This is a genomic window from Paenibacillus sp. J22R67, assembly GCF_059692175.1.
This window is the reverse complement of the sequence record NZ_JCAUAX010000008.1, coordinates 239,057-262,590: the sequence shown is the minus strand read 5'-3', so window position 1 is coordinate 262,590 and position 23,534 is coordinate 239,057. Positions and strand designations below refer to the sequence as shown.

At 47.2% G+C, this 23,534-nt stretch carries 18 protein-coding genes; all 18 read left to right on the top strand.

What is annotated here, in order from left to right; all coding sequences use genetic code 11:
* Positions 1 to 66: 66 nt before the first annotated feature.
* Positions 67 to 774 carry an RraA family protein gene (locus AC58VC_RS26925; protein ID WP_497373149.1) on the top strand — a complete coding sequence of 236 codons (708 nt, stop codon included), beginning with the start codon at positions 67 to 69 and terminating at the stop codon, positions 772 to 774.
* Between the two features lie 31 nt (positions 775 to 805).
* A complete protein-coding gene (locus tag AC58VC_RS26920; protein ID WP_497373147.1) occupies positions 806 to 1,492 on the top strand; it encodes an RraA family protein in 687 nt (228 codons plus the stop codon).
* A 168-nt stretch (positions 1,493 to 1,660) separates the two neighbouring features.
* Positions 1,661 to 2,683 carry a LacI family DNA-binding transcriptional regulator gene (locus AC58VC_RS26915; RefSeq protein WP_497373145.1) on the top strand — a complete coding sequence of 341 codons (1,023 nt, stop codon included), beginning with the start codon at positions 1,661 to 1,663 and terminating at the stop codon, positions 2,681 to 2,683.
* A gap of 378 nt (positions 2,684 to 3,061) precedes the next feature.
* Positions 3,062 to 3,742: an RraA family protein gene (locus AC58VC_RS26910; protein WP_497373143.1), complete on the top strand. Its 681-nt coding sequence runs from the start codon at positions 3,062 to 3,064 to the stop codon at positions 3,740 to 3,742.
* Positions 3,739 to 4,842 carry an Ldh family oxidoreductase gene (locus AC58VC_RS26905; protein ID WP_497373141.1) on the top strand — a complete coding sequence of 368 codons (1,104 nt, stop codon included), beginning with the start codon at positions 3,739 to 3,741 and terminating at the stop codon, positions 4,840 to 4,842. Before AC58VC_RS26910 ends, AC58VC_RS26905 begins: the two co-directional genes overlap by 4 nt.
* A gap of 92 nt (positions 4,843 to 4,934) precedes the next feature.
* Positions 4,935 to 6,341 (top strand): extracellular solute-binding protein, encoded by a 1,407-nt coding sequence (locus AC58VC_RS26900; protein ID WP_497373139.1) that lies wholly within the window; start codon positions 4,935 to 4,937, stop codon positions 6,339 to 6,341.
* Between the two features lie 42 nt (positions 6,342 to 6,383).
* A complete protein-coding gene (locus AC58VC_RS26895) occupies positions 6,384 to 7,337 on the top strand; it encodes a carbohydrate ABC transporter permease (RefSeq protein WP_497373137.1) in 954 nt (317 codons plus the stop codon).
* A 16-nt stretch (positions 7,338 to 7,353) separates the two neighbouring features.
* Positions 7,354 to 8,187: a carbohydrate ABC transporter permease gene (locus AC58VC_RS26890; RefSeq protein WP_497373135.1), complete on the top strand. Its 834-nt coding sequence runs from the start codon at positions 7,354 to 7,356 to the stop codon at positions 8,185 to 8,187.
* Between the two features lie 65 nt (positions 8,188 to 8,252).
* Positions 8,253 to 8,963 (top strand): RraA family protein, encoded by a 711-nt coding sequence (locus AC58VC_RS26885; protein WP_497373133.1) that lies wholly within the window; start codon positions 8,253 to 8,255, stop codon positions 8,961 to 8,963.
* 73 nt (positions 8,964 to 9,036) lie between these two features.
* Positions 9,037 to 9,906: an NAD(P)-dependent oxidoreductase gene (locus AC58VC_RS26880; RefSeq protein WP_497373131.1), complete on the top strand. Its 870-nt coding sequence runs from the start codon at positions 9,037 to 9,039 to the stop codon at positions 9,904 to 9,906.
* 134 nt (positions 9,907 to 10,040) lie between these two features.
* Positions 10,041 to 11,627, top strand: coding sequence for a response regulator (locus AC58VC_RS26875; RefSeq protein WP_497373129.1), 1,587 nt, complete (start codon positions 10,041 to 10,043; stop codon positions 11,625 to 11,627).
* Positions 11,624 to 13,423, top strand: a complete 1,800-nt coding sequence (locus tag AC58VC_RS26870) for a cache domain-containing sensor histidine kinase (RefSeq protein WP_497373127.1) — start codon at positions 11,624 to 11,626, stop codon at positions 13,421 to 13,423. Before AC58VC_RS26875 ends, AC58VC_RS26870 begins: the two co-directional genes overlap by 4 nt.
* A 20-nt stretch (positions 13,424 to 13,443) precedes the next feature.
* On the top strand, positions 13,444 to 14,640 hold the full coding sequence (locus tag AC58VC_RS26865; RefSeq protein ID WP_497373125.1) for an iron-containing alcohol dehydrogenase: 1,197 nt from the start codon (positions 13,444 to 13,446) through the stop codon (positions 14,638 to 14,640).
* Positions 14,641 to 14,647: 7 nt separating this feature from the next.
* Positions 14,648 to 16,135: an aldehyde dehydrogenase family protein gene (locus AC58VC_RS26860; RefSeq protein WP_497373123.1), complete on the top strand. Its 1,488-nt coding sequence runs from the start codon at positions 14,648 to 14,650 to the stop codon at positions 16,133 to 16,135.
* A 15-nt stretch (positions 16,136 to 16,150) separates the two neighbouring features.
* The gene (locus AC58VC_RS26855) at positions 16,151 to 17,116 is read left to right on the top strand and encodes a D-2-hydroxyacid dehydrogenase (protein WP_497373121.1); all 966 of its coding nucleotides are present in this window, start codon (positions 16,151 to 16,153) and stop codon (positions 17,114 to 17,116) included.
* 212 nt (positions 17,117 to 17,328) lie between these two features.
* Positions 17,329 to 17,610 carry a chorismate mutase gene (locus AC58VC_RS26850; protein WP_497373119.1) on the top strand — a complete coding sequence of 94 codons (282 nt, stop codon included), beginning with the start codon at positions 17,329 to 17,331 and terminating at the stop codon, positions 17,608 to 17,610.
* Between the two features lie 195 nt (positions 17,611 to 17,805).
* A complete protein-coding gene (locus AC58VC_RS26845; RefSeq protein WP_497373117.1) occupies positions 17,806 to 18,840 on the top strand; it encodes an S-layer homology domain-containing protein in 1,035 nt (344 codons plus the stop codon).
* Positions 18,841 to 19,134: 294 nt separating this feature from the next.
* Entirely contained in the window at positions 19,135 to 23,376 is a 4,242-nt protein-coding gene (locus AC58VC_RS26840) for a PA14 domain-containing protein (RefSeq protein WP_497373115.1), read from the top strand.
* Positions 23,377 to 23,534: the final 158 nt, after the last annotated feature.

The following is a 23,534-nucleotide window of genomic DNA, read 5'->3' as shown; positions in this document are numbered from 1 at the left end:
AAAGATGCAGTTGCACACCATTTTTAGGGATGAAAATATAAATCTAGGCAATGGAGAGTGAGAGGAATGAGCAAGGACAAAATGTCCAAAGAGGAAAGACAGGAATTGTTGGCGCTGTACAAAGATTTGCGAGTCGCCGACGTGCGTGACGGCATGGATTGGAACATGATGCATCATTACGGTACGGTACATCATGAAATCCGACCACTTTACCGTACTAGAGCGGTTGGCATTGCGCAAACCTCCAGATACATTCCTTATCAAGGGGAAATTCCCAAAATGACCCCCGACGAATATACGGAGTGGGCCAAATGGTATTACGCCAATATCACGAATAACAAAGGGATGAAAGCATCCGAACCAGGCGATTTCGTCGTAGTTGATCAGAGCGGTGTCGATGTAGGGATTCTTGGGTCGAACAACTCGCTTCAATATTTCTCTCAGGGAGCCGTTGGGTTTATCACGAATGGCGGTGTGCGCGATACAGACGAGTTGATTATGCAGGAAGTTCCAGTCTGGTCCAAATTTATCTCTCAAAAGATGAATCAGGGGCGCATCCAATTTGATGCGAACGATGTGCCGGTTAATATCGGAGGTGTCGTTGTACATCCTGGCGATGTCATCGTAGCTGACGGAGACGGTGTCATTGTTGTACCGAGAAAAATCGCTGTCGAAGTAGGGAAATATGCTCATCAGGAATTAAAAGGAGATAAAGCAGGCAGACGCAGGATTTATGAAGCAATGAATCGTGAATTGGATCATACCGTTATTTAACTACTACCTAATATAGAAGGGATGAATGAACATGGACGATAGAGAGAAGATTTTGGAGCTTTATAAAGATCTAAGGGTTGCAGATGTGCGCGATGGTATGGATTGGAATATGATGCATCATTACGGTTCCGTACATTATGAAATTCGCCCGCTGTTCAGAACCCGTGTGGTTGGTATTGCCCGTACAGCCAAATATGTGCCATATGAAGAAGCTGTGCCGAACATGACACCTGAAGAATATACGCAGTGGGCGAAATGGTACTATAAGGAAGTATGCTACGATCCATGGCACAAAAGCATTACAAAAGGTGACTTCATGGTCATTGATCAAAGCGGTGTCGATGTGGGCATTTTGGGCTCCAATAATACACTAGGCGGTATCAAAGACGGGATCGTTGGGTATTTAACGAACGGCGGAGTTCGGGATACGGACGAGGTTATTTTGCAGGAGGTACCGGTCTGGTCCAAATTTATCTCGCAAAAAATGGATCAAGGACGTATTCGTTTCGACGCATTGGATGTACCGGTCAGTATTGGAGGCGTTGTCGTTCGCACGGGTGACGTTGTTGTAGCTGACGGGGACGGCGTTATCGTTGTGCCTAGAAAGCTCGCTTATGAGGTGGCAAAATATGCGCATCAAGAGCTGAAAGGTGATAAAGCAGGCCGGAAAAAAATCTATGAAGCTATGGGCAGAGCCCTGGATCATACGGTTATTTAGTAGGGAAGAATTAGGTTAACAGAAGCATTGCACAAACGGATATTTACCTGCCGACTGATCAAGGGCATGTAAATATCCGTCTTTCATTGTATTCCGCAATCTGGTATATTTGTTAGATGAAAACGTTGTTACGAGCAGCGTATACACGGTATGAAATGAGGAATTTCATTGAAAGTAACTATCGATGATGTGGCTAAAATGGCTGGTGTATCCAAAACAACGGTCTCACGAATCCTCAACGGGAACTATTCGCAAGCGACAGAGGAAACCAAAGAGAAGGTCTTAAAGATCATACGCGATGTGAACTATCGTCCGAATCCGATGGCACGGGGATTAAAGCAAATGAGGACAAACATTATCGGTATTGTTCTTTCCAATTTAAGCAATCCTTTCTGGTCCCGGGTATTGGAAGGTGTTGAGGATACTTGCCGTCAGTCAGGATATAGTCTCATGGTATGTAACTCCAATGAAGATTCCGACCGTGAAGCAGAACTGATTGAAGGTTTGCAAATGCGCCAGGTGGATGGCATTATTGTCAATCCAACTGTCAATAATAAAGAATTGTATACGGATATCGTACAGAAAAAGTATCCTCTACTTGTCATCAATCGCCGCATTTCAGATTTGGATGTTGACGATGTTGTCGTAGATAATATCCAAGGTGCCCGGTTGGCCGTCGAGCATTTTCTCCAGATGGGCAGACAGAAGCTGGTTTGCTTCGTCTATCAGCCCGAAGGTATCAGTACGTGGCAAGAACGTATTCTTGGCTTCAAAGAGGCGATGAAGGAGAACGGTCTTGAAGTCACGGATCAATCAATCATCCAGGTTGAAAATGCAAGTGGAAAGGCCAAAGCAGCCGTTATTGACTATTTTAGGAAAAAACCTGATGTGGATGCTGTTTTTTCAACGAATAATATGATGACACTGGAAATTCTGGAGGGCTTTAAGGAGCTTGGCATCCAGGTACCGGCTCAAATTGCGTTAATTGGCTATGATGAGACGGTTTGGGCTAAACATCTCAATCCGCCATTAACAACGATCGAGCAGCCAGCTTATGAGATGGGCAGGATTGCTGCCAAAAACCTGATCCAACGAATTGGTTCAAAAGTGGCCCGTAAACCAAAGCACGTTGTTTTGAAGCCGAACTTGATCGCCAGGGGCTCAAGCGGTGAAGGCAACGCAACACAATAATGAATGATGCGCAGTCATGATGACTGACGCATTTTTTATTTTGGGGGAATGGACATTCCCCATCCCTCCCCCATAAGGCCTGACGCTTTGCGTGACCTTTTAACAGGAAAAGTTCCCGTTACTGGTGTGTTGAAAGATAAGAATGGATAAATTTTCAGGGTGCACGAAATCGGTGGTTGTAAGATCTGACGGATTATTTTCTGTCAGGTCTTTTTTTTGAATTTTTTTACTGAAACCGCTTGCTGAATTGAAATAAACATGTTAAATTTTACTTGTAAATCGATTTCCTAAATCGATAAACCAACTCGCGCAGCAATCGTACTTCCAATTATCCAGAGAACTTATTCTTCTTCCAAATTTTCTAAGGAGTGTGCCAACATGTCTAATTTAGGTTTTCGAATTCTTCAGCGGTCACAACGCCCAAGCTCAACTTTGCTTCATCAGTTTCATGATGTGGTTACCCCGCACATTAGTGATAATTTAAATCGCATGCACGCCATTTGCTCAGGGCTGCGTCCGTACCACCAAGCAGGCAGCAAACTAGTAGGTGTGGCATTAACCGTCAAGACAAGACCCGGTGACAATCTGATGGTACACAAAGCGATCGACTTGGCAGAACCTGGAGATGTCATTGTAGTTGATGCCGGCGGTGATACGACCAATTCGATCGTCGGTGAAATTATGCTTAGGCTGGCTCAGAAAAAGCAAATCGCCGGATTCATTATTGACGGAGCAATTCGTGATACCGCTGCTTTCGCGAATGACACCTTCCCGGTTTATGCCAGAGCCATTACGCATCGGGGACCTTATAAGGACGGACCTGGAGAAATCAACGTACCTGTTTCAGTTGGAGGGATGATTGTCGAGCCAGGTGATATCATCGTCGGCGACGAGGATGGTTTGGCCATCGTGCCACTGAGAGAGGCGGAAGGTTTGCTAAAGCTGATTCGTGAGCAGCAGGTGCGTGAGCAGCAAATTTTACAGTCCATTGAGAATGGTACGGTGAACCGCGATTGGGTGGATCTAACTTTAAAGCAGAAGGGCTGTGAAGGGGTATGAGTTTGCCTCTTACTTATCAATGGGAGAAACTGCAATCCTTCTGCCGAGATGTGTTTATCCGTGCTGGCGTACCTGCGGATCGTGCGTCCATTGTGGCGGAGTCGCTAATTCAAGCAGATCTTCGCGGAGTTGAATCTCACGGCGTCGTGCGTACAGGCATCTATTTGAAACGTGTAGAAAAGGGAATGATGGACCCGCAAGCTGAGCCAGTGGTTGTGTCGGAGCATGGAAGCACGCTGCTAATTGATGGGAGCAACAACTTCGGAGCCGTGGTGGGAAGCTATGCGCTGGATATGGCGATGAAGCGGGCTAAGCAATATGGTGCAGCGGTCGTTGGAGTGAAAGGTTCCAATCATTTTGGCACCGGGGCTTACTATGCACAGAGAGCGATTGAGCAGAACCTGATTCTTCTCGTCATGTCGAACGCATCCCAGACCATGCCGCCAACGGGGGGCGTTCGCCCTTTTATCGGTACCAACCCATTGTGTGTGGGGGTTCCGGCAGGTGAGGAAAACTCTTTTATCTTAGACATGGCAACGAGTGTTGTCGCGAGAGGCAAGATCATCGTGGCTGCACAAAAGGGGGAAGCGATTCCTCTAGGCTGGGGGATCGATAAAGAAGGGAACCCTACAACGGATGCGGAGGCAGCATTGGAGGGTTCTGTTCTTCCGGTTGGAGGTCCAAAAGGCTATGCCATATCCATGTTTATTGATATTTTGTCTGGCGTGTTAACCGGAGCGGGCTATGGGCAGTATGTAAACAACATGTATGACAATTGGAATGAACCGCAAAATGTTGGTCATTTTTTCATAGCAATAGATATTAACCGATTTATTCCGCTGGACTTATTTAAACAAAGGGTCGATCAGTACATCCGGCAAATTAAAAACGAGCCGAAAGCGCCAGGTGTGAAAGAAATTATGGTGCCTGGGGAAATTGAACAAAGACAAACGGAATCTCGTAAGCGAGATGGCATTGAACTTCCTCTTAAGGTAGCAGCTGAACTTAATGAGATTGGCCTGAAATACGGATTACAGTTAAGTGAAGCTGCGGTCCACCAAGTTTCAGTCCAAGAAGGCTCCCAAATAAAGTCCACATAATCCAAACAAGGCCGCCTAACAATTATGTCCAGGCTCCGCTACAATAAGGATGTAAGCGGTACCGCACATAAGAGAAACAGGGAGGCCGAATCATGAAACACAAGTGGCTTACGTTATCAATGGCAGTAATGCTCCTAGCAACTTCAGCAGGCTGCAGCAGCGGAGAGAGCGAGAATACAGCGCAAGGCGGAAGCGCAGCAGGAGAGGCAGCAGGGAAGTCTACTTCTCCGATTAAGGCAAAGCCTGAGTTGAAAGGGAAAATCCGGATCGGTTATGTTGGCTTAAATGATCAAACAGCGCCTGACCCGCTCACAGGGGAAATGGTCTACGGGGCCGACGAGTTGAAGAAGCGACTCAAGCAAGATTACCCGAACATTGACTTCGAGGTTGTGACCTATCCGTATAAGGATCATCAAGCGAAAGCGAAAGCACTCGTGGAATCGCGCCAAATCGATGTATCGATCGAATCGGACAGCAAATTCATGTGGAACCAGGGCTTGAGCGAAGATTTGACGCCTTTCCTCGAAAAAGATAAAGAATGGAGCAAAGATTTATACTTATCACCCACATTACTGACGGGTCCACTAGAAGTCGATAAAGACGGGAAAACGGTCAATAACGCGCTGCCAATCGCTGTAGACGGCTCCGGTATTTATTTTGACAAAACAATTTTTGCCGATTATGGTGTACAGCCGCTATCTGAAAATCCAACCTGGGACGAAGTTCTCGATAAGGCAAAAAAACTGACCGGCAAAAATCCGAAAACAGGTGAGCAAACTTACGGAATCTACACTCGAATTCCCGCTGATCAAGCGGGCTACGCAGTCACCATGATCGCCAATACATTCGGCGCCGATATGGGCAAAATGGGATATAAAGAATATCTGAATCAGGTAACCTTGAACAGCGAGGGCATGGTAAAGGCAGCTGATTTCTACAAATCACTGATGCCATTTACACCTTCGGGAATGATGCAAGGCCAAGGAGCCGAGAAGTGGTCTACACCAAAAAACAACATTGCGATGTACATTAATTTGCCTGCCATTCAGCTTCAAAAATTTAAATCGCTCAAAATGCTGGATAGGTACGATGTGGCAATGATTCCGAAAGGTCCTCAAGGAACAGGCGGTTTCTTAGGTGGAATTCGCGTACAAATGGTCAAGAACACGCAGGACAAAGATCTTGCTTGGGAAATCGTCAAGTGGATGTCTGTCGGTAATGGACAGCGATTCCTTTGGGAAACGAAGAACACGATGCCGGTTTCGACGAAATCGCTGGGGCCTGACTATAAACCGGATGCCAATGACGAGAAGATGTTTAAAATGGTGAGCCAAGCGCAATACATGTCACCGATCTGGTTCACGACAGCCAAATTTGCCTTAACACGCGGTATGGAAAAAGTGCTGTTGAAGAATACGCCAGCTAAAGATGCACTGGATACCGCCCAAAAAGAGGTACTGGATGAGTTCGCCAAGAACAATGCTGCTGACCAAAAGTAACCCGCACACAAACCGTATAGCCGCTCAAAGGAGGGTTCACTCATGAAACCGACGACATACGCGAGTGCGGTTACAGATGCAAAGCAAGCTCTTCCGGGTATTAAGCGGAACTCTCCGGCCAAGGGCAGACTCCTCAAAGAGTTTACCTGGTATCTTTATCTGCTTCCGACGGTAGGCGTACTAGCATTGATCAGCTACTACCCGATGGTCAAAACATTACTCCTTAGCTTCTACGTATCGAGCGACGGCAGTTTGGAGAATTTCGCAGGATGGTTTAATTATAGACATCTGCTAACAGATCCGAATTTCTTCCTTGCCATTTATAACACCTTGTACATGGGTTTATTCGGCTTACTGCTTGGGCTGCCGCTCTCGTTTCTATTGGCAGCGCTGATTAACCGGGCTGTGTACGGTAAAGGGCTGCTTAAGGTGATTTACTTTCTGCCAAATGTGACGTCGGCGGTCGCAGTCGTGATCGTGTTCAAGGTCTTGTTTTTCCCCGACCAATCAGGATCAGTCAATTACGTGCTCTCCTGGTTCGGCATCGGGCCGAAAGCGTGGATGAATGACCCGACGCTGATCAAATGGGTCGTCATTGCTTTGGCACTGTGGCAATCAGTCGGCTTTAACATCCTCATCTGGATGGCAGGACTGCAGTCGATTTCCAAAGATTATTACGAAGCAGCTCGTGTAGACGGCGCATCGCGCTGGGAGGAAATGCGTTATATCACGATACCGGGCATCAAGCCCATCCTGTGGTTCCTAATCATAACTGGAGTCATCGGTGCCTTCCAGCGATTTGATGATGTTTATACCCTTGGAGGTGCCGCCGGAAGTCCGCTCCGTTCGCTGCAAACGATTGTTCTCTTTTTCTATGAAGAAACGATGGAGAAGTCCCAATACGGTTACGGTTCAGCGGCTTCGATTGCGCTGTTTCTGATGATTCTGATTATTACTGTGATAAATCTCAAGATCTCCCGGAGAACGGAACGATGAAAGGAGGCAGGTTCGAATGACAAGACGCAATCAAGCGCTTGAGGTATTCCGGCTACTTCTACTGTCAGCGCTGGCCGTGGTCTTTCTATATCCCTTTGTGCTAATGATTGGAATTTCTCTGGATGTTAATGCAAATTTCGGGCTCAGCTTTCCGCCTCGCATCGTTCCTGAAGAGTTCGGGTGGAAAAACTTTTCCTTGATATTCAAGTCACTGCCGATTGGTACGTACTATATAAATTCAATTATTATTGTCGCCGGCTCGGTGGTATGTCACATCTTAGGAGCTACACTGGCCGGTTATGCCCTATCCAAAGGGGAGTTTCGAGGTAAAAAAGTCTGGCTTCTCATCATCCTTACCGCCATGATGGTGCCTGACCAAGTTATCGTGTTTACTCGCTTCCTGGTGTTTAACCAACTGAACCTGATTAATTCATTTGTTGGGGTCATACTTCCGACACTCGCTTATCCGTTCGGGGTATTCCTAGTTAAGCAGTTCATGGATTCGCTGCCGAATGAGTTAGGGGAAGCAGCTAAAATGGATGGAGCCCATCATTTTACCATATTTATGAAAATATATTTACCGCTTACTTCACCGATAATTGCTACCTTGTCCATTATTACGGTGATGCATAAATGGAACGAGCTGCTTTGGCCGCTCCTCATCTTATCGAAAAGCAGCATGTTCACCGTGTCCATCGGTGTAGCTAATTTCACACTTGGACCGAATGGCACCTATATAGGAAGCAGCCTTGCCCTTGCTACACTAACCATCATCCCGATGGTCGTCTTATTCCTATTCCTGCAACGATATGTGATTGAAAGTGTGGCATCGAGCGGTTTGAAGCTTTAATTGAATCGCTCTTCGTATACAGCCTACAAATGATTTAACCAAATCCAATGAAGAGGTGACTGAAAATGATCGAATTGACAAAAGAGGAAAAACAAAAACTAATGGATGTTTACCGCAAGCTGCGCGTTGCCGATGTGCGCGACGGCATGGACTGGAATATGATGCATTTCGTGGGCAGTATCCATACAGATACGATCAAGCCTCTGTTCCGCACTAACTTCTGTGGTTTTGCCAAAACCGTTCAATTTGTACCGACGAATCGCACGATTCCTACGATGGATCCGGAATCATATACGAAATTCTCCAATCATTGGTACGGGAATATCGCAACGTATCACTGGGGGAAAGAAATTGGCGAAGACGATGTGCTTGTACTTGACGCCAGTGACACGAACGTTGGTATCATCGGCTCTAATAACGGTTTGGAATATAAAATCCAGGGCTGCCGTGGCATCATCACGAATGGCGGTGCGAGGGATACGGATGAGCTGATCTTGAATCAGGTACCGGTTTTCTCCCGTCACGTATCACAAACGATGGTACAAGGACGCGTAGAATTCCAGGCCAAGGATGTCCCTGTTAACATTAACGGCCAACTTGTACGTCCGAACGATATTATCGTGGCAGATGGCGATGGCATCGTGGTTGTACCTCTTGAAAAAGCATGGGATGTAGCGAAGTATGCGCTTCAAGAAATGGAAGCGGATAAGAAAAGCCGCCGCAAGCTTTATGATAAAATGGGCCTGTCCGTCGATGCGTCCGTTGCAGGCTACTAAGAAGGGAAATCCCGGTCACACCGGGGTTTTTCCATATTCTATCATTTCATTTACGCAAAAGGGGGAAATCACGATGAGTGGTGTAGAGTTGCGACATATCGCCTTTTTTGGATTGGGTGCGATGGGATTGCCAATGGCCAGAAACTTGGCGAAGGCAGGGTTTCAGCTGCACGTGACTGTTCACCGGGATCCGGCGCCGGCTGATGAGCTTCGGAAGCTCGGAGCCGAAGTGCACGCTTCACCGGCAGGGGCGATTGCAGCTAGCGGTGCGATCATCAGTATTTTGCCGGAGGACCGCCAAATGAGGGAGGTGCTTCTTAGCAGTGAGGTGCTGGCTGAAGTGAGGGAAAGCCAACTTCTGTTGGAGATGACATCCGGCTCCCCAGGCGCAATGAAGGAGATTGCGGAGGCATTTGCTGCCAAAGGAGTTCTGGTTTTGGACGCTCCAGTTAGCGGAGGGACGATTGGTGCGGAGAAAGGGACGCTGACGGTCATGGCTGGCGGCAGTGAAGAGGTACTCGAACTTGCGCAGCCAATACTTGGAACAATTGCTCAAACGGTGCATCCGGTTGGCGGGATTGGCGCAGGCAAGTCGGTTAAGGCAATCAATCAGATGCTCGCCGCCGTGCATATGCTGGCTGCTTCTGAGGCTATCGCTTTGGCCGAGAAACTTGACGTGGATTTGGATGCCTTGCAGAAAGTAATTGGCAGCAGCTCCGGTGGGTCATGGATGTTCGCAAACAAAGCACAGGCAATTGCAGGTCGTCATTTCGAGCCGGGCTTTAAGCTTAATCTCATGAAAAAGGACATCGGTATTGCGCTTCAGGAAGCTTTAGGTCAACCAATGCCCATCACCTCGCACGCTTTTCAGCTGTACGAGATGGCGGCAAGAGAAAGCGGTGAGCTTGATTTTGCGGCGGTTAGCCGTGTAACTAGAAGATAATCCTGAATTTTCCTAATCTGGAATCTGGTCTATCTATACGGAAATGAAGAGGGAAAGGGGCAGTTTCGTTGAATTTTATAGGTATCAAAGAGATCGTCCGAGAACAAGTATCCATTGCAGGGGGGAACAATAGCATGTTGACAGCATTGATTGTAGATGATGAACCGTTGATGCGGATGGGTATCCAAAAGGCGATTAATTGGAGCAACTATGGAATAGGCGAAATTCATACGGCCCCTAATGGAAGAGTAGCACTTCAAATGGTCGAGGAACGGCAGCCAGATGTGCTGCTGACCGATGTTCGGATGCCGGGATTGGATGGTTTGGAGCTTTCGAGAATCGTTAAAGAACGGTGGCCTTCCATCAAAATTATTATTATTTCCGGCTACGATGATTTTAGCTATGCCAAGAAGTCTATTGCCTGCGGTGTAACCGACTATCTGCTCAAGCCGATCGACAGTAAATCCCTAGGACAGGCAATTGATAAAGTGACACAGGAAATCACGGAAGAACGGGGCCGAATTCGGGAACAGGATCAAATGTCACATCTTCTGCAGCAGTCGGTCGGTCTTGCCAGACAAAAAGTGCTTAAGGAGCTGCTCTTTGGCGTGACAGGAGAGAAGGAGCTTAAGCGCTATGAGCATGTGCTCGGCTTAAATGACTCCATTTACGGCAAAAATGCGGTTGCACTTGTAAAAATTAATGCTTTTAAAGAAAAAAGTACGTTATTCCGTGATGGGGGATTGCTGCATTTTGCTGTGCAGAACATTCTGGAAGAACTGCTGCGGACAGAAGGCAGCGGAGAGCTTATTGATCTTCGTCCGGGAAGCCTCGTCTTGGTTTTAAGGGAGAATGAGAACGGTTTCAATTCAATGGAAAAATTTGTAACTAAAGGGCAGGCAGCAGTGCTGGATTACCTGCGTGTGCCGACCACTTGGGGACTCGGCAGTATGGCTTCAGGCCTTCAAGGGCTGCGCCAGTCTTATCGCGACGCGGACCGGGCGCTGAAATTACGCTGGATGAGTCCAACCAAGCGGATCTTTACTTTCAATCCCGAGACGGTGGGAAAGATATTTTCGGCTAATGAAACGATTCTTACGATAACGCAAGCTCTGCAGCTAGGCAGCACGAAACCGCTGGTGGATGAATTGGACAAATTGAAGGAGCGTTTCGCCAAAGAAGCTTCGTACGATCCGGAAAGCATTGAAGCCTTTTATTTGAAGCTTGCGGAATCGCTGGAACTGCTGCATAAGGAACGCAGCCGTGATAGTCAGCTAGATTTGCGGGAGCGAGTTCGTGAAGTGCTGTATTTATCGGATACATTGAATGATGCAATGGTTAGCTTAGATGTTCTATTTCAGGAAATTGTACAGACCCTGCATCAGCACCTGCCAAAACCGTACAGTAAAGTCATTCGCGATGTGATTGATTATTTGAATCAGCACTATGGAGAAGAAATTTCACTCGCTGATGCAGCGAACCGTGTATTCCTTAACCGCAGCTATCTTAGCTACTTATTTGTTCAGGAAACGGGAAGCAACTTCTCGGATTTTCTTGCGGACCTGCGGTTTGAGAAGGCCAAAGAATTGCTCGCTTCAGGTGGCATGAAAAACTATGAGGTTGCAGATGCGGTAGGCTACAAAGATTTCCGTCACTTTGGACAGATGTTTAAAAAGCATACGGGGATGACGCCGAGCGAATACAGGAAGCTTGCACCATGAAAAGGGTTCGTTTTAATTTATTCACCAAACTGATGCTCTCGTTTCTGAGTCTAGTCGTGCTGCCTCTGACGATCGTCAGTTACTTCGCATACAGCGTAGCAACGCATATTATCAACAATAACTTGAGCCGTTCGCTCCAGCAAACCGTACATCAGCTTTCACTTAACTCGGAAGTCATTTTGGAGGATGCCGAGAAAACGGCCAATACCGCATTTTATGACTCTTTTAACCTACCTAATCCGATCAAAAAACAAATAGAAGCCTATCCATTTGCTTCCGATTATGAAAAAAGCCAGATCAGCCGAAGCGTTGAAGATGAGATGAATAAATATACGATTTACCGCAACGATATTAACGGTATGTACTTCATTGATTCGAATGGAAGCTACTTCTCGTCGGCTAACCAGTTAAGGGAAAAACCCAATTTCACTGACTATCCATGGTTTCAGGCATTTAATCAATCGGACACGGAAGATGCAAAATGGTCGCCTTCTCACAAAGTTGGCGGATATACCATTAGTTCTAATGCGAATGTCGTTTCTTTTTTGAAAAAAATTCGTAACTCTTATGGGAAACCAATGGGAATTCTATGGATGGACGTCAATGAACGCACCTTAGAAAACATCTATACGACCGGCCGTGTAGCTCCAAACGGCTATTCAATGATTCTGGATGATGCGAACAATATCATCTCTATCAGTGACAAGAAGCTTGTTACCCAGAAGCTGGAGGCATCGAAAAGTTCGCTGTTCGAGCCCGTTTTTTCTGAGGATAACGGTTATTATTTTACCGAAGAACCCGATGCTCGTAAGCTGGTTGCGTTTGCAACTATCCATACGACAGGATGGAAAATAGTAACAGTCGTTCCTGCAAACGCCTTGTTCGTCGACGCATCCAGAGTCAAAAATATTATCATGATCTCCGTCCTCATCATGATGGTGATGAGTACCATTATTGCCTACTTTTTAAGCAGGCGTATCACACGACCGATTTCCAACTTGATTCGGTTGATGGAAAAAGTGGCGGAAGGCAACATGTCGGTTCGAGCGAGAGTGGACAATTCAGATGAAATTGGAAAGCTTAATGAGCATTTTAATATCATGATCGGAGACATTCAGAATTTAATTTCCACGGTATTCGTCTCTAATTTGAAGCAAAAGGAAGCGGAGCTCGCCTCGCTTGAAGCGCAAATTAATCCTCACTTTCTGTATAATACGCTGCAGTCCATCAAATGGCTGTCTGATATTCATCAAGCTCCGGACATCGGAGAGATGGCGATCAGTCTGGCCAAAATTTTTCGCTTCAGCATTAAAGGTGCGCCCATTGTCAGCCTTTATGAGGAGCTACAGCATGTCAACGATTACATCAGCATACAGAAATTCCGGTATGGAGACCGCATAGAGCTCGAAACCCGAATTCCTGAAGATACACTGAGTTGTCAGATTCCCAAACTGATTATTCAGCCGTTGGTGGAGAACGCGATCTTTCATGGTATCGAGACAAAGGAAGAGCAGGGGAGAATTACGATCTGGGCAGCTGTAGATGAGCAATCGCTTCATATCGGCGTGGAAGATGATGGAGCAGAGATCAGTGAAGAGAAATTGGTTGCCATTCGCAGCGCATTGTATACGAGCGCGGGCGCGGGACAGTATGCTGAGCCGAAAAAGAGTCTTGGCTTAAGAAATATTCATGAGCGTTTACAAATGCTGTACGGAAACGAATATGGTCTTCATGTGGACCGTAGGCCTGATCGAGGTTTTAGCGTGGTAGCATCATTGCCCAAAAATAGCGATTGAACATAGAGGGAGGAACAAAGATGATAAACCGGATTTTTCGATATGAACTGCCGACAGTCATTGAGTTTGGAAATGGGGCTGCATCAACACTGCCAAATCATGTTCGCGATCTTGGAGGTAGCAAGGTGCTTATCGTCTGCGATCCCGGCGTTCTCAAAGCGGGAGGCGTTGACCGATTAACGTTACCTTTAAAGGAAACAGAAATACCGTACGTCATTTATTCAGACATCGAACCCGATCCGAATATTGAATCTGTCGCAACGGCAACAGAGCTGGCTAAGTCGGAAGGGTGCGACCTGGTCGTGGGCATCGGAGGTGGCAGCTCGCTTGACACGGCAAAGGCTGTTGGTTTGATGCTAGGCAATGAAGGCAACATTCGCGATTACGTCGGGATAAACAAAGTGCCGCGTAAAGGAGCGCACGTCATTGCAGTTCCAACAACTGCGGGGACTGGCAGTGAACTTACAATTTGGTCCGTGCTCTCGGACAAAAAAGCAAAGGTCAAGCTCAGCGTGGGCAGTCCGTATAATTGCCCGTCGCTGGCATTATGCGATCCTGAGCTAACGGTATCTTTGCCTGCATCACTAACAGCGTCTACGGGAATGGACGCTTTGACGCACGCATTGGAATCTTTCGTCAATAAAGCGACGCAGCCGATCTCTGAAGGCATGTCGATTCAGGCTATGAAAATGATTGCACGCAGTCTGCGGACTGCGGTTGTTCAGGGAGAGAACTTGCAGGCGCGTCACGATATGCTGCTTGCCAGTCTGATCGCAGCAATGGCCTTCAATCCGACGCGTCTCGGACTTTCGCACGCGCTCGCCATTCCATTAGGTGCGCATTTTAAGATTCCACACGGTATCGTAAACGCAATCCTTTTACCTGAGGTTATGGCGTTCAACGTCATTGGGAATTTGGAGAAGTTCAAGGAAATTGCCGTTATTTTCGGAGAGAAAACCGATCATCTTTCTTTGCGGGAGGCAGCCGAGAGGTCCGTATCCGCGATTCGCCGCCTCAAAGAGGATATCGGCATAACACAGACACTATCGGATTACGGCGTGACGGATGAGTCGCTCGATATGATCGCCGAGGAAGCGATGCAATCGGGCAATGTGCCAGTGAATCCTGTAAAACCAACACACGAAGATCTCAAACAACTATGCCGCGCTGCAATGTTCAAAACCAATGCCATTACGGCAGGGGAAAGAAAGGAGTGAATGCGTGATGTCAGACCATGAAATGCTTCATTGGCTGCAAGAAGCCGGCGGTCAGAATTACGGCAACTACATAGGCGGAGAGTGGATGCCTGCAGAGGGGGGAGGTACATTCCAGATCGCTCACGCTGCCGAGCATGATAGGATACTCGGTCATTTTGCTGATTCCGATGCCACAGATGTGAACAAGGCAGTTGAGGCTGCTGATGCTGCTTTTCCAAGCTGGTCTGCTGTTCCTGGACCGGAACGGGGAGCAATACTGCTGCGATTCGCAGACCTGCTGGAGCTTGATCGCGACGAGCTAGCCTTCCGTTTGTCTGCCGAGCAGGGCAAGACGATTGGCGAATCTCGTGGCGAAGTGGCCCGGGCAGCCAAAGAAGCACGTTTTGCTGCTGGAGAAGCGTCACGTATCGTAGGAGAAACGGCTCCGAGCGAACGCCGAAACGTACGAAATACGGTTGTACGTTATCCTATTGGCGTTGTTGCGGCGATTGCTCCATGGAATTTCCCGGTTGTTACGCCGGTTCGCAAGATCGCGCCTGCGCTTGCCTATGGCTGTACAGTCGTATTCAAGCCTGCATCCGCAACACCATGGGCATCAGCAAGGCTTATGGAGTTATTCACAGAAGCTGGAGTGCCTACCGGAGTTGTGAACATGGTGACAGGCGGAGGTGCAAGAGTCGGGGATCCTCTGACGAAACATCCGCGTGTGAAAGGAATCAGCTTCACGGGATCAACGGATCTCGGCTTGAGGATTCAACAAACAGCTGCCGGGCGCTTGGCGCGAACTCAGCTGGAGCTAGGCGGAAAAAATGCTGCAGTGGTTTTGAATTACGCAGATCTGGCGGGAGCAGCGAAGCAGATTGTGTCTGCGGCCTTTGCTTGCTCGGGTCAGCGCTGTACATCTATTAGCCGAGTAGTTGTGCTCAAATCGCAAGCAAAGAAACTAACAGAGGCTTTACTGCAAGAGGTGAAACAATTGCGGGTAGGTCCTGCTTGGGAACCGGGAGTTCATATGGGCCCGCTCGTCAATAAAGAACAGCTGGAGTCCGTACAGCGATATGTCTCTCTGGGCAAAGAAGAGGGAGCAGAGCTATTATACGGAGGCAAAGTGCTGCGTAGTGGTGATTATCAAAAAGGGGCTTACATGGAGCCAACGCTATTCGTGAAGGTAACCGAGGAGATGACCATTGCACGCGAGGAAATTTTCGGACCGGTGCTTACGGTTATTGAAGCAGATACGAAAGAAGATGCAATACGCATCGCCAATGCGACCGAGTATGGCCTAGCGGCATCGGTATTCACTGACGAATTGCGTGATGCGAACGAGTTTGCTGCACGCCTAGAAGCTGGTATGGTGCACATTAATCATGGCACAGCCAGTGAAGCACATATGCCATTCGGGGGTATCAAGCGTTCAGGTTTTGGCGCTTTTTCCATTGGCAGTACGAATCAGCAATTTTATACGGAAAATAAAGTCATTTATACGCTGTATTAATCAAGAGGTGAAAGAATGCAAATTGTCGTACTCGACGGTTATACGCTAAATCCGGGTGACCTGAATTGGGGTGAGCTGGAGAAGTTAGGGACAGTCAGGGTCTATGACCGAACGCCGCCTCACCTTATTGAGGAACGCATACAGGAGTCGGACATCGTGCTGACGAATAAAACGCCGCTTACGAAGGAGACGCTTAGTCGCTTAAAACGATTGAAATATATCGGGGTTTTGGCAACAGGCTATAATGTCGTTGATGTTAAGGCTGCTTCAAAACATGGAATTGTTGTAACCAATGTGCCAACCTATGGGACGGATTCTGTGGCTCAGTTCGTTTTTGCTCTGATTTTGGAGCTTTGCCACCGAGTAGGCCAACATGGGGAAAGTGTTCGTGCCGGCGAGTGGGCGGAATCGTCAGACTTCTGTTATACCGTTAGCAGACAAATTGCGCTCGGGGGGAAAACGTTGGGGATTGTCGGCTATGGGCGCATAGGCAAGCAGGTTAACCGATTGGCCCAGGCTTTCGGCATGCGCGTGCTGGTCGCAAGCAGAGAAGGCAGGGCGCCGGATGCAGGTGAGGAATCCGTGGAACGTGTTCCACTGGAGCAGCTGCTTGCCGCTTCCGACTTCGTAAGTTTGCACTGCCCGCTTACACCGGAAACGGAAGGTCTCTTCAACGCGGAGAGGGTTGCCCTTATGAAACCGACCGCTTTTCTCATCAATACGTCGCGGGGAGGGCTCCTAGTTGAACAGCATGTGGCTGATGCTCTAAATGAGGGGGAAATTGCGGGAGCGGCATTGGATGTGCTTTCTATTGAACCGCATGGTAAGGACAATCCGCTCGTACTTGCTAGAAACTGTATTGTAACACCGCATATGGCATGGGCAACCTTGGAGGCTCGGAGCTTGTTGATGGACATTGCCATAGGGAATGTGGCTGCTTTTTTACAGGGGAAATCGGTAAATAGGGTTAATCCTGCTTAGATAGATGCTATTCAAAAAGGCATAAAGTGCATGACACTTGAGGAGGCCATGGCTCATACTTTCGATAAGTATTAGACCTAAAGAAGATCACTGATCTATCTTTAGGTTCTTTTTATTTACATTCCCATTAATAATATGCTATTGTGTTTATCAAACTTGGCTTTATAACGTAAAAGCGTTTAAGCGCGTAATTAAACGTGGAGGTATAGCAGATGACAAAACTAGATGAACTAAGAAACGGCATTGACGAAGTCGACCAGAAAATCATTGCTTTACTTGCTCAAAGATTTCAATTTACTGAAGAAGTTGGGATCTATAAAGCGGAGAATCACCTAGACTCGCAAGATGTTAGCCGTGAAAATCAACAGTTTCAGAAGATCGCGAAGCTATCCGCACAACATGGATTGAACCCTGAATATGCTTCGGAAATATACAGATGTATTATCGATATCGTCATTTCTCGGCATGAAGAATTACTCAAAACGACATGTTAATAGAGATAAAAGGTAGCCGGACGTGGGAAGTTAATTCCTATGTTCGGCTTTTTTCTGCTTTTCCTGTAGGGCAGGTTGGCTTCAAACTCCTTGGTCAAAATATCCGAAAATAGCAAATTTACACCAGATAGTCTAAATACATGGATGCTAGATTTTTTTATATTGGAGTTAATGAAATGAAAGGGGCACTCCAACGTGAAAGTAAAAAAATTAATGACAGGAAGTTTAATGACCGTTTTCGCTGCAACGATGATAGTAGGGGGTTCAGCATCAGCTTCAGCAGAGGACTCACCCTCGTATACGCTGACTGTTCTTACAGAAAAGCCGTCCAAAGGAGAAAATGTGGAAGTACTAATAAAGGGGCATCAGCTAAAGGATGTCTACGCGTACGAAATCAATTTGGACTTCAATCCGAAGCAGCTTAAATTAAAAGAAGCGACTACGGAGATTCCTGGCTTTTCAGTTTCCCCCATTGTGAAAGATAACCATATTCAGCTCGCGCACACACGCATAGGCCGAACGAAGGGGGACGACGGCGAGCAGATTTTGTACAAACTTAAATTTGAAGCGATCGATGAAGGGAAGGCTGAACTGGCGATCGGCAAGGTTAAATTGGTCGATTCCATTCTAGCTAGTACAGATCAGCAGTCGAATGCCACGGTTGCTGTTGAGATTAACGATTTGTTCCCATTCGACGATCTTGGCGATTTCACGTGGGCCAAAACGGCGATTGCCTTCCTAGCTGAGAAGGGGATTGTGAATGGCACAGCTGAGCGCACTTTCAGTCCAGGGCAGCCTGTTACTCGTGCCGATTTTGTGGTTCTTCTGATGAGAGCCTTGGAGGTAAAAGGCGGGTCAGGTGAGCGCTTTGACGATGTGCAGCAGAGTGATTACTTCGATGAGCACTTATCCGCTGCGAGAAGCTTAGGCATCGTAGAGGGAGACGAGTATAATAACTTCAACCCGAGAGCGTCTGTGACCAGAGAGGACATGATGACTCTTACGGCTCGTACCTTAAAAGCGCTGAATAAGCTCCCAGCAAGTAAAGGGACTTCTTTAGCTGATTCGTTTAAAGATACATCAGACATTTCAGATTATGCGCTACAAAGTGTTACAGCACTAGTAGAGATGGGCTTAGTAGATGGTTATGGTGAGGGCATTCATCCGAAGGAATCTACGAATCGTGCCCAAGCGGCCATGCTGATTTATAAACTGTTGAATACGAAATAAATCAATCTTAAGTAACTAGGTTAGAAATGACATCAGGAGGGGCTTGATCGGCAGAAAATGCCTAAGAGCAGCCTCCTTTTTTTGTCTCTATACTTGTTTTACACCCGACGAATGAAATGGCAAGAAAACGTAAAAAAAGGCGGAATAACCTAAATACTTCCTGATCACATTGTTACATAATGTATCTGTAATCTTCCAATGAATAGGATGAAAGGAGTTCATGTGCAGAAAAAGGAGAGGCTTATAAAAGCTCTCGCCCATTCATCATTTATGTTATCAGGAGGCTAGAATAGGATGAAGTTAAAGAAGACGTTTAATAAGCTGCTTATTGCCGCTTGTGCATTCGGTACGATTTCAACGGCTCCGCTCATGACCCTTCAAGCACAAGCTGCGGAAGTGGCGAACGAACCTGTCGTTCATGGCTTAAAAGGTGAGTACTTTACAGGTTTGGGTTCTCCGCAGTTTAACTTTGGCACGTTAAAATCAACGGTACTTGATCCCAATTTGGACTTCGGCAATTTGGAACCAGCGTTTGGGATATTAACCGGTCAGCAGGATAATGTGAATGTACGTTGGAGCGGGTTCATTGAACCCCAGTTTTCCGAAGATTACACGTTCTCAATCAGTGGGGACAATGGCTTCCGGCTCTGGATTGACAACAAACTGGTCATTGATCATTGGGTCAACGATTGGGATAAGGAGCAGGTAGCAGCGCCAATTCCGCTGGTTGCCGGACAGAAATATGCGATTAAGGTTGAGTATTTCGAAAATAATGGCGGGTCTAACTTCCACATGCGATGGTCGAGTCCTTCTGTACCGAAATCAGCCATTCCGACGGATGCCTTTACTCCGCCAAGCGGTTTCTCTTACGGGGGAAGTGTAGCTGTTGATGGTGCCACGGCTGAGGTTAAACTGGATAAACCTTTGCAATCGCTTCCAGAAGGTTTCGTTAATCATTTTAACGTGAATGTAATGGGCACCAACTGGCCGATCGCTTCGGCAGCGCTCAAACAAGGCGACAGCAGCACTATCGTGGTTACTTTCCAGTATCCGGTATATTCGAAAGATGTTTGGTTAGTTAAAGCGAGCTATGACGGGCAAGGCGGTCTTGAGGATCAGGATGGAAGAGTGGTCCAGGCATTCGATAAAATGCTGAAAAACGACTCTACCTATCAAATCACGACGCCATGGGCCAGCCAAGTAGATAAGGAGCATGTACTTCCTGAATATCCTAGGCCGCAGCTTGTTCGCGATAAATGGCAGAATTTGAACGGGGAATGGCAGTTCCAATCGGCTAAGGTCGGTGAGGCGCTTCCTACCGGGCAAACGTTGAAGGAGAAAATCGTTGTTCCTTTTGCTGCTGAGTCGGTACTTTCGGGCATCAAACGTGTAGAAAATCTGATGTGGTATAAGCGATCATTTACGGTTCCGAGTGATTGGAATGGCCAGCGTGTGATGTTGAACTTCGGTGCCTCCGATTATTTGACCACTGTTTATGTCAATGGCGCAAAGGTCGGCGAGCATAAAGGTGGTTACACATCGTTTAGCTTCGATATCACCGATCAATTAAAAGCAGGCGACAATGAACTGATCGTTCATGTGCTGGATAATACGGATAATGGGGAAGATCAAGCTGTCGGTAAGCAAACGGTGAAAAAGCTTGGAGGCATTTGGTACACATCCGTCTCCGGTATTTGGCAAACGGTTTGGATGGAGCCTGTCGCTCAGGCTCATATCGAAAAGCTGGATATGACCCCTGATCTTACGAATCAAACGCTGAAATTAACCGTTCCTGCAGGAGCAGCTAACAATCTGACCGTTGAAGCCATTGCTATGAAGGACGGTCAGGAAGTAGGAAGAATCAGCGGTCCGGCTGGCACAGAGCTGCAGGTTCCTGTTCCGAATCCAAGGCTTTGGACGCCGGATGATCCTTTTCTGTACGATTTACAAGTCCGTTTGAAAAACGGGGATCAAGTTGTCGATCAGGCTAACAGTTATTTTGGGATGAGGGAGATCAAGCTAGGGAAAGTAGACGGTATTACTAGACCGCTGCTGAACGGCAAATTTGTGTTCCAGATGGGGCCGCTCGATCAGGGCTTTTATCCGGATGGCATTTATACAGCGCCGACCGAAGATGCTTTGAAATTTGATATTCAAGCCGTGAAACGAATCGGTATGAATATGATCCGTAAGCATATTAAAGTAGAGCCGGCCCGCTGGTATTATTGGGCGGATAAGTTAGGAGTCCTGGTTTGGCAGGATATGCCGAGCTTGGAGGATCGTCAAAACAACCATGGTGCCGATATTACACAAGCTGCGAAAACTCAATGGCTTAAGGAATATAAGGAAATGGTTGATCAGCTTCGCAGTGTACCGTCCATCATTGAATGGACAGTCTTCAATGAAGGCTGGGGCGAATTCGATTGGGGCGGACAGCAGACGAAGGATGCGACCAATTATGTGAAAAGCCTCGACCCAACGCGCCTAATTAATAACGCAAGCGGTTGGCAGGATTCCGGCGCAGGCGACTTGGTCGATATGCACGCGTATCCGTCCCCGAACTCACCCAAGCCATCAGATACACGTGCTGCTGTGCTCGGGGAGTACGGAGGCCTTGGTCTACATACGCCAGGACATGAATGGAGTCCGCTCGTGTTCTCGTATCAAGAGATGAAAAGTAAAAAAGAGATTACCGATAAATACATCGATTACATCAACCAATTGAAAAATCTCAAAGGAAATCCTGGCTTGAGCGCAGCGATCTATACACAAATCACTGACGTCGAGTATGAGATTAACGGCTTGCTTTCTTATGACCGCAAGGTGGAAAAGCTCGATTTCGATCGGATCGCCAAAGCACACCGCGAGTTAATCGGTACGGTAACAGCAGGCGATTTGTCCAGCGGCATTCAAGAGGCTGAGCAGCTTTTCAGTAAGCTTAGCGCAGGTACGAAGCCTGGCCAATATCCGCAAGCTGTGGTGGATCAGTTCCAAGCTGTCATTCAATTTGCTAAGCAGGTACTTGCAGACAGTCAGGCTACCGCTAGTAATTACCAACAAGCACTTACTGACCTAACGGCTGAGAAGGAAAAAGTTTACGCTGGTGTGAACGATCCGCTTCCAAAAGGTTCCACGGTGGATAACTTCGACAGCACCACGTTAAACAGTAATTGGAGCATTTATCGTCAAAATAACGCCAATTGGAGTCTGACTACCATTCCTGGCAAGCTAACAATTCAGACTCTCGCGGGCGATAGCTTTGGCAACTCAAATACGCTGAAAAATGCCTTTTTGCAAAACGCGCCTAGCGGTGATTTTGTTATCACTACGAAGGTAGATGCGCAAGTAAGGAAAAACTTCCAGCAAGCCGGGCTGCTCGTTTGGCAGGACGAAGATAATTATGTGAAGTTTGGGCATGTGTGGGATACAGATGGCGCCACGGGTAAATCGCTGGAATCCGCTTTTGAGAAAAATGCCACATACACCAAAGCGGGTCATATGGCAGCACATCCAGGCTACGATACATCGTACCTACAAATCCGTAAGGTTGGTAATGTGTACACGACCTATTATTGGGACGGCTCTAGCTGGAAGCAGGCTGCTGACCCTGTTACGGTACAATTAACGAATCCCAAAGTTGGATTCTACGCTTTCTCGGCAACTGATGGAACGTCCATCCCGGCTAAGTTCGATTACTTCTCGGTCGGCCCGATTGTGAATGATCCGGCAGCGTCGTTAACCGGACCTGCATCGGTCTCAAGCGGGGAATCGTTTGATTCGACAATTGGCTTGAACAGTGTCACGCAAAGTGTGTATGCAGAAGATTTGAGCGTTACGTATGATGCGAATCAGCTCGAATTTGTATCCGCTGAAAGCGTGAAAAGAGGTTTAGACATCGTCGATAAGAAAGTAGAACCAGGTACAGTCCGTCTTATTACAGTGAATCTGGACGGTACGAGCATGAATGGCGATTTGCTGAAGCTTCATTGGAAAGCAAAGGCTACTGGAGAGGATATGACCAGCACCATTACACTTTCCAATCTTGTTTTGGCAAACGGAGAGGGTGTAGAAACAGCCGTGGATGGTGCGACTCAAAGCATTCGCATTCTTGCTAATGTGGACAAAGCGGAGCTGAACACGCTCATCGCTGGCGCACAAAGCAAGCATGACGGTGCGACAGAAGGTACAGCCGTTGGTCAGTATCCTGCTGGTGCCAAAGCGCTGCTACAAGCAGCTATCGACAAAGCTGCTTTTGTTGCTAATGATGGGAATGCGACGAATGCGCAAGTTGCACTAGCGGTTGCTGAACTGAAAGAAGCGCTGCAAACCTTTATCCAGTCGGTCGTTTCAGGAAATTCCGGGGACACGAATGGTGACGGTAAATACTCAATCGGTGATCTGGCTATTGTTGCAGCCGCTTATGGTAAAACATCGAAAGACACAGATTGGGAGAAATACAAACAAGCAGATATCAACAACGATGGTCGCGTAGACCTTGTCGATTTGGCAGCGTTGGCAATGAAAATTTTGCAATAAACGTTTAGTAAAGTTCGCCTGACCTCAGGATTTATTGTGGTTAGGCGGCTTTTTTTATGAGGAACAGTGCCTTGCCCTGAACTTTTGTCAGAATCGCGCAAAGTTTCGCCTAATCGCGTAAAGACGCTCTTTTTTCACGCGGATATAATCAGAGTAAA